Annotated in this window: 8 protein-coding genes; 2 read left to right on the top strand and 6 right to left on the bottom strand. The window is 38.0% G+C overall.

Annotated features, from left to right (window positions below; genetic code table 11):
• Positions 1-224: 224 nt before the first annotated feature.
• From D5R40_RS28090 to D5R40_RS41540, 6 genes are all read right to left on the bottom strand, one after another.
• Positions 225-1,511, bottom strand: coding sequence for a glycosyltransferase (locus D5R40_RS28090; protein WP_124143182.1), 1,287 nt, complete (start codon positions 1,509-1,511; stop codon positions 225-227).
• Between the two features lie 17 nt (positions 1,512-1,528).
• Positions 1,529-2,815, bottom strand: coding sequence for a glycosyltransferase (locus tag D5R40_RS28095; RefSeq protein WP_124143181.1), 1,287 nt, complete (start codon positions 2,813-2,815; stop codon positions 1,529-1,531).
• 13 nt (positions 2,816-2,828) lie between these two features.
• Positions 2,829-3,374, bottom strand: a complete 546-nt coding sequence (locus tag D5R40_RS42210; protein WP_339379467.1) for a glycosyltransferase — start codon at positions 3,372-3,374, stop codon at positions 2,829-2,831.
• Positions 3,375-3,405: 31 nt separating this feature from the next.
• The gene (locus D5R40_RS42215; RefSeq protein ID WP_339379468.1) at positions 3,406-4,113 is read right to left on the bottom strand and encodes a glycosyltransferase family protein; all 708 of its coding nucleotides are present in this window, start codon (positions 4,111-4,113) and stop codon (positions 3,406-3,408) included.
• Between the two features lie 47 nt (positions 4,114-4,160).
• Positions 4,161-5,045: a UTP--glucose-1-phosphate uridylyltransferase gene (locus D5R40_RS28105; RefSeq protein WP_124143179.1), complete on the bottom strand. Its 885-nt coding sequence runs from the start codon at positions 5,043-5,045 to the stop codon at positions 4,161-4,163.
• A gap of 307 nt (positions 5,046-5,352) precedes the next feature.
• A complete protein-coding gene (locus D5R40_RS41540; RefSeq protein WP_275670270.1) occupies positions 5,353-5,484 on the bottom strand; it encodes a hypothetical protein in 132 nt (43 codons plus the stop codon).
• A 210-nt stretch (positions 5,485-5,694) separates the two neighbouring features.
• On the opposite strand from D5R40_RS41540, the gene D5R40_RS28110 reads away from it, so the two are divergent.
• Together D5R40_RS28110 and D5R40_RS43560 are read left to right on the top strand one after the other, a co-directional pair.
• On the top strand, positions 5,695-6,057 hold the full coding sequence (locus D5R40_RS28110; protein WP_124143178.1) for a Lin0512 family protein: 363 nt from the start codon (positions 5,695-5,697) through the stop codon (positions 6,055-6,057).
• 1,440 nt (positions 6,058-7,497) lie between these two features.
• On the top strand, positions 7,498-7,605 hold the full coding sequence (locus D5R40_RS43560) for an IS1/IS1595 family N-terminal zinc-binding domain-containing protein (RefSeq protein WP_445974405.1): 108 nt from the start codon (positions 7,498-7,500) through the stop codon (positions 7,603-7,605).
• Positions 7,606-7,998: the final 393 nt, after the last annotated feature.

A 7,998-nucleotide genomic window follows, 5' to 3' on the forward strand; every position in this document is an offset into this window, starting at 1 on the left:
ATTACTTGGGGGAGCGAATCCCCATGTAATTTTCCTCCTGTCTCCTGTCTCCTGTCTCCTGTCTCCTGTCTCCTGTCTCCTGTCTCCTGTCTCCTTCTTCAAAGGTTTTTTATTCCCTCTTCCGGAGCTGTTGCCTGCGCACAGCGCTATATAAAGTGCGACAAATGTATAACCGGATTTCAGATCAGGAGAAAAGTAGAAGTTGAAAAATTGTTTCTGCCTTCCTAGTTTATCGTTTCAGCTAAGACTGGTTTCCCTGTAGAAACTGCCTGTTCAATAATATCAGCAGCACGAGTTACTCCACCTGATCGCTTAATTGCTGACTGTAATCTTAAAGCATTTTGTTTATATGAAGGTTGTGTTAGTACCTGGGAAATTTCTGTTCGTAACCGTTCCACAGTCAAACGCTTCAGTGGTATAGCTTCCCCTGCTCCACTCCAAGCTATTCGTGCTGCTATTCCTGGTTGATCCAGAGCAATAGGAATAGCAATCATTGGTACTCCATTGTTTAAACATTCTAGAGTTGTGTTCATTCCTGCATGAGTAATAGTCAGAGTAACTTTTTGCAGCAGTTCTAACTGAGGTGCATATTTGACAACTAGGGGATTTCCCGGTAAGTTCGGTAGAGATTCTGGAGTTGCCGAACCCCCCAGAGACATTACTAACTGAGCATCCAACCCGTCACAAGCTGCTGCAATTTTATCAAAGACATCAATAAAACGATTTACTAAGCTTCCCAGAGAAGCGTAAATCAAAGGTTTCCCAGTCAACTTATCCCAAGGGAAGGGAACAGGTTCTCTAGTGCCTGAATAATGATAGGGTCCTGTGAAATGAAACCACTTAGGCAAATTTTCCCTGGGAAATTCTAACTCAGCAGGTTGTTGACTAATTTGAGCTAGTTGGGAATATACATCATTAGGATGAGAGTACAAAGGCAAATTCCATTGGCGACGATACTCTGCTATCAAATCTCTCACAGGTTTTCTGAGTAGTCCAGACCAGGTGTAAGCAGATAGGTTGCGGAGTTTTCCCCACAAGGTAGGGTTATATTCCCAACTTTTAAAATGAGGTGGAATAGCATAATCTAGATGAAATACCACTGCACTACAAATAGTAATAAAAGGAATTTCCAAAAGATCGGCGATCGTTCCTCCTGCGATTGAAATTGAGTCAATGAGCAAAGCATCTATGCCAGCATTTTTAATAAGTTGTGGAGCATCCTTAAGTAAAACATTCGCCCCATTTTTTTTGAGCTGAATACCATATCGCAAAGCAGCTATTCCACTGAGTTGACTTAAATGATACAAAGATTTTTTCATTGCCTCTGGAGAAAGGTCTTCTTGACCATAGTCAAGATATTCCAATCCTGCTGCCAATACCTTAGCTTCATAACCAACTATTCCAATAAAGGTGACACGATGACCTCGCCTTTTTAATTCTTGTGCCAAAGGTAGCATTGTATTTAGATGTCCTGTAAATTGTGTAGGACAGATCGCACCAAAATGAGTCACAATAAGTTGTTTTCTAGTTAGATAGTTCCTGCTAAGACAGGTTTTCCTGTAGATACTGCTTGTTCAATAATATCAGCAGCACGAGTTACCCCACCCGATCGCTGAATTGCTGACTGTAATCTCAAAGCATTTTGTTTATATGACGGTTGTGTTAGCACTTTGGAAATTGCTTTTCTTAATCGAGCTACAGTCAAACGCTTCAGTGGTATAGCTTCCCCTGCTCCACTCCAAGCAATTCGTGCTGCTACTCCTGGTTGGTCAAAGGCAATAGGAATAGCAACCATTGGTACTGCATTATTTAAACATTCTAGAGTTGTATTCATACCTGCATGAGTAATAGTCAGAGTAGCTTTTTGCAGTAGTTCTAACTGGGGTGCATATTTGACAACTAGGGAATTTCCCGGTAAATTAGGTAGAGATTCTGGAGTTGCCGAACCCCCCAGAGACATTACTAACTGAGCATCCAACCCGTCACAAGCTACTGCAATTTTATCAAAGACATCAAAAAAACGATTTACTAAACTTCCAAGAGAAGCATAAATTAAAGGTTTCCCAGTTAACTTATCCCAAGGGAAGGCAACAGGTTCTCTAGTACCTGAATAATGATAAGGTCCTGTGAAATGAAAGCACTTAGGCAAATTTTCCCTGGGAAATTCTAACTCAGCAGGTTGGTGACTAATTTGAGCTAATTGATAATTAGGAGTATCAGGCTGAGGTTGCAAAGGTAAATTCCATTGAGTACGATATTTACTCACGACCTCTATCAAAGGTTTAGCCCAGCGTCTAGATCTACGGTACTCAAATTTGTTACGCAGTTTTGCCCACCAGGTGGGGTTATATTTCCAGTTAGTGAAAATAGGAGGAACGGTATTCTCTTGAAGAGATAGCACTACGCTATAAATAGTGATAAAAGGAATTTCCAGAAGCTCGGCGATCGCTACCCCTCCTGTTGAAACTGAGTCAATCAGTAAAGCATCAATGCCAGCATCTTTGATCAGTTGTGGAGTATCCTGAAGCAAAGCGTTTGCCTCTTTTTTTAAAATTTTAACTATAATATAGCGGAAAGCAGGTATCCCGCTGAGTTTACTCAGATGATGCAAATACTCTGTCATTGCCCCTTCAGGAAATTCTTCTTTGCCATAGCCAAGATATTCTAATCCTGCTTCTAGTACCTTGGCTTCATAACCAACTATTCCAATAAAGGTGACGCGATGACCCCGCCTTTTTAATTCTTGCGCCAAAGGTAGCATTGTGTTTAGATGTCCTGTAAATTGTGTAGGACAGATAGCACCAAAATGAGTCATAATTAGTTTTTTCCTAGTTTATAGTTTCAGATAAGACTGGTTTTTTTATAGATACTGCTTGTTCAATAATATCAGCAGCACGAGTTACCCCACCTGCTGTATCGATCGCTTTCTGTAGTCTCAAAGCATTTTGTTTATATGAAGGTTGTGTTAATACCTGGGAAATGGCGTTTTTTAACCTAGGTACAGTCAAACGTTTCAGAGGTACAGCTTCCCCTGCTCCACTCCAAGCAATTCGCGCTGCTATTCCTGGTTGGTCGTTAGCAATAGGAATAGCAACCATTGGCACTGCATTATTTAAACATTCCAAAGTTGTATTCATACCTGCATGAGTAATAGTAAGAGTGACTTTCTTGAGCAATTCTAACTGGGGCGCATATTCCACAACTAAAGGACTTCCTGGCAAGTTGGGTAGAGATTCTGGAGTTGCAGACCCACCCAGAGAAATTACTAACTGAGCATCCAACCCCTCACAAGCTGCTGCAATTTTATAAAAGACATCAATCAGACGATTTTGCACAGTTCCCATAGAAGCATAAATCAGAGGTTTTCCTGTCAATTTATCCCAAGGAAAGCAAACAGGTTCTCGACTACTGGAATGAATAATGATAGGGTCCAGTAAAATGAAACCACTGGGGCAAATTTTTCCTGGGAAATTCTAACTCAGCAGGTTGGTGACTAATTTGAGCTAGTTGAGAATAAGCATCACCAAGTTGAGAGTATAGAGGTAAATTCCATTGGCGACGATACTCAGCTACTACTTGCGCGATCGGTTTTCTCAGCCGTTTATACAAAGCATAACCAGCTTGATTGCGTAATTTTGCCCACCAGGCGGTGCTATATTTCCAGTTGGTCAAATAAGGGGGGACATTCTCATCTGGATTTAATACTACTGCGCTACAGATAGTGATAAAAGGAATGTTGAGAAAATCGGCGATCGAACCTGCTGATGAAGCTTGGTCAATTAGTAAAGCATCTACGCCAGCATTTTTGATAACTTGCGGAGCATCCCGAAGCAAAACATTTGCCCCGTCTTTAAATAGGTTAATGGTATAGCGAAAGGCAGCTAACCCGCTAAGTTTACTCAGCTGATTTAAAGATTCTGCCATCCCTCCTTTGGGATATTCTTCTGTACCATAAGCTAGAAATTCTAATCCTGCTGCTAATGTTTTAGCTTCAGCATCAAGCACCCCGATCATAGTAACGCGATGACCGCGCCTTTTTAATTCTTGCCCCAAGGGAAGCATTGTGTTTAGGTGTCCTGTCGATCCGGGACATATTAAACCAAAATGAGTCATAGTAAGTTTTTCCCTTGTTTTCTAAATTTTTCTCTACAATGATACTATCAAGTATTACGAAAATCAATCATTGTCTGCCAATACACATCTGGCATTCCGGTGTCAAAGCATCTCCCTTTTACCAAATACCCGTTCATTCCTTCTGTTTTTTGCAATTTATCCAAACAAGATGTCAGTTGAAATTCACCTTTTTCTCTAACATTTTGTTTGATATTTTCTTCTAGGTAATCAAATATTTTTGCTGTCAATAAATATATGCCAAAAACTCCTAGAAATTCATCTTCTTTCATTCCTGCCACATGAAGTTTTTGTCTGGCATAATTTAGTTCTGGTTTTTCATAAATTGTATCTATATTAATTATGCCATCGGCAACTAAACTCCCACTAATACAACCATAATGATGTATTTCTGTCCCTGGTATTATTCTCACGCCAATTACACTTTTATTGGTCTGTTCGTAGACTTGCAAAATTTGACTTGCACAAGATTTTTTTACCTCTGAAGTATAAATATGGTCTCCTAGTAATAACACAAAAGGTTCATCTCCCACCCACTCTTTAGCACAGAAAACTGCATGACCATAACCAGCTTGTTCTGACTGAGTTAATAGAGTAATTTTACTGCCTAAATTTTGTAAATATTCACAATATTCTTGTTTCTCTGGTGAAAGTTTCTGATAATAACTAGGGATAGCTTGGAAAAAATCTTTAAAAACTTGGAAATCGCTTTTTTGTATTACTATTCCCACATTTTCTATTCCTGCACTTATGGCTTCTTCCACAATTATTTGAATTATCGGTTTTGCTCTACCATCCTTGTCAATAATTGGAAAGAGTTCTTTTTTGACAACTTTAGTAGCTGGAAACATCCGCGTACCAAAACCTGCTGCTGGAATTACTGCTTTTCTAACTTTAGCTTTTGATTCTGTCATATAATTTTAGTTTTTTGGCTAACCAATAGACTTGTCGCTTGATAACTTAAAAAATCCCCAAAACCTTTATTCTGTAAGGATTGTAGCTATTAGTAATACAAAAGTATTGGAATTATTGCTCTGTCTAGGTTGGAGCGATTTCTTCCCTCTATTTAGCGACAACTCTTATAAATTATAATGAATATGTTGGTAGTTTTTACAGTTGTCTCAATTTAATTTTTAACAAACTTTGTTTCGAGTTGTATACCATTGCTGAAAGCTATCAGTTTTTTTTGATCATTTTCTTTGTGGGTTTAATACCCCACCGTCAACTGGAGTGTTCAAAATTACTTGGGGGAGCGTAGACGCGGAGCGGCCCTTCGTTGACTATCCATAAGTAATTTTCCTCCTGTCTCCTGTCTCCTGTCTCCTTCTTCAAAGCATAGGATAATAGAATCATATCACGTCCGCTTGAATACTTATACTTTGGTGGAAGGAAAGCAGAGGGCAGCTATGCTGCTATGCTGTTTGCGTAGCATTCCGTAGGAAAGGGTTTCTTTTAATTGAAACTTAATTCTATATACGCTACGATCCTACCGGAGATGATATCACTGGGAAATTCCTGGTGATTCTATTATTTTGAACAAATTGTAGTTAATTTTGGGTAGTTATGACGAGAAAACGTTTAATTATTGAAATGGGTATGGGGATAGACCAACATGGCCAGGAACCAACAGTAGCTGCAGCTAGAGCTGTCAGAAATGCGATCGCTCATAATGCTTTACCCGGAGTCTGGGAAGTAGCAGGTTTAAGTCATCCCAATGAAATGATTGTAGAAGTACAGGTTGCTGTACCTTATCCAGAAGAGGTGAAGGTAGAAGAAGTTTTAGCTGTATTGCCTTTTGGCCAGAAAAGTATCACTATTGAAGATGGGGGTATGGTAATACAGGGTAGGGCGATCGCTGAATTGGAAGATAAAAATGATGAAATGTTAATTGCTGTAGCAGCGGTTACTGTATTGGTAGAGACTTAAATCGGTTGTTTGGGTTTATACGGACATGATGTAGTTCATAGTTTTTGAAACAAGAAAAAATCTGCTATGCTTGACTACAAAATACATAGCAGATATATCTAGGTTACTTAGTTGAGGTTAATAAGTTAGTTGAAATTCACACTTACTATTATGAACTTTTTTTTTTGAAAAAACATCAATTTTTGCTGATCTTCATCAAATCTTTAAATAAGAATGGAGTATTTTAAAGTTCTGATGAAGATTGCTATATTTAAACTTGGTGGTTATCCTACCCTACTTTCCACTCCCAGCGCGTAGTGTTATAATTCCTGGAAATTTGAGTGAAAGCTCTCATTAAAATGAAATTAAATCAACTAACTTGTCTGTTCTTATGCAGAAAAAAACAGAATAAATCAGCCTTGGCAACTGAAATAACTGGTTGATAAAAAGAAAGTTTTAAGTGTTAGGTGATATCATTTCCGTTTAATAGCGTTCAGGAAAAACTTTCTTCTCTTCTTAACTCCTGACTCCTTCATCGTTATTTATAACTCACATTCGTACTTCAATTTGTAACATAAAAGTAGTAGAAAAATCCGTAATATCATGTCCGTTGGTATCGTTTGTGTAAAAGTTAGCGTGGATATCTACAGGAAATTTAAGTTTTTTTCTTGCTCAATTGCCTTCCTGCTTGTTGCCTGTTGCCTGTTGCCTGTTGCCTGTTGCCTGTTGCCTACCTTTGCTATACAATACCGATGCTACCGGACATGATATAACTTGGTAGATATTTATACTATATAGCTCCTACATTTGACCTTTCTCAGCAGTCAGATTCTCAGGAAAATATTAAGTATAAATACTCAATTATATCATGTCCGCTGGGGCGCGTTTGTGTAAACCCAAGGGTGAATATCTACAGGGAATTTAAGTTTTTTTTATTGCCCTTAAGTATTCCTGCCTGTTCCCTGTTCCCAGTTAAGTGTTCCCTGTTGCCTACCTTTGCTATACAATACCGATGCTACCGGACATGATATTACTTACTCCTATTGACAACTATAATTGTCTCCTGTCTCCTGTCTCCAGTATAGCTGTCTCCTGTCTCCTATTTTTTATACGACATTTTGTCGTGCGGAATGTAGGTTATAAGTATTCAACCGGACATGGCATAATACATAATTATTTTGGTGTTGGTGATTTGAGGTATGATATCATGCCTGGATAATTAGTTAACAAAAAACTTTCGGTAGTCCTGTATATGTAGTGATCAGTCAATATAAATGATTAGTTCTTGACATTAATCTTGAAAATATTAAGTTTTTCCTGCTTAAAAAAAATCAAAATTATTGCCTAGGCGATCGCTACATATAATCAGAAATAAAAATATCAGGAATCAATCCCAAGTATCCTGAAAAAAAGTATGCTATTATCTATGACAGTAATCATAAAAAAATCTCTATAATTCAGATGTCAAATTATCAATTAATATGTCCTAGTTGTGGTAGTAATTATATTGTCAAAAACGGGACTATTCACAACAAAAAACAAAAATATCAATGTCAAAATAGTCTCTGAAAATTTGTCGAAAATAGTCACAGAAATTATATTAGTCATGAAACCAAAGAACTGATTGATCAGTTATTACTAGAAAAAATTAGTTTGGCTGGTATAATTCCTGTAATAGGTGTGTCATAAAAATGGCTCCAGAATCAGGTCAATAATAGAGTTGTCGCTAAATAAAGGGAAAAAATCACTCTAACCTAGACAGAGCAATAATTCCCAGCATTTTTGCCATCCAATAGCTACAATCTTTACATAACAAGGTTTTTGGGGGATTTTTAAGTTATAAAGCGACAAGTCTAATAAGTATGCTCATGTTTCACAGTCTATTAAATGTACAAAAAAAACAGGTAATATCATGTCCGGTAGCATCGGTATTGTATAGCAAAGGTAGGCAACAGGCAACAG

The sequence above is a fragment of the Okeania hirsuta genome, from assembly GCF_003838195.1.
Taxonomy (GTDB): Bacteria; Cyanobacteriota; Cyanobacteriia; order Cyanobacteriales; family Microcoleaceae; genus Okeania; species Okeania hirsuta.

What these genes read in the sequence shown, in the direction of transcription:
- D5R40_RS42215 (WP_339379468.1), bottom strand. Translation starts at nt 4,113, where the DNA reads ATGACTCATTTTGGTTTAATATGTCCCGGATCGACAGGACACCTAAAC.
- D5R40_RS41540 (WP_275670270.1), bottom strand. Translation starts at nt 5,484, where the DNA reads ATGATTCTATTATCCTATGCTTTGAAGAAGGAGACAGGAGACAGGAGA.
- D5R40_RS28095 (WP_124143181.1), bottom strand. Translation starts at nt 2,815, where the DNA reads ATGACTCATTTTGGTGCTATCTGTCCTACACAATTTACAGGACATCTA.
- D5R40_RS43560 (WP_445974405.1), top strand. Translation starts at nt 7,498, where the DNA reads ATGTCAAATTATCAATTAATATGTCCTAGTTGTGGTAGTAATTATATT.
- D5R40_RS28105 (WP_124143179.1), bottom strand. Translation starts at nt 5,045, where the DNA reads ATGACAGAATCAAAAGCTAAAGTTAGAAAAGCAGTAATTCCAGCAGCA.
- D5R40_RS28110 (WP_124143178.1), top strand. Translation starts at nt 5,695, where the DNA reads ATGACGAGAAAACGTTTAATTATTGAAATGGGTATGGGGATAGACCAA.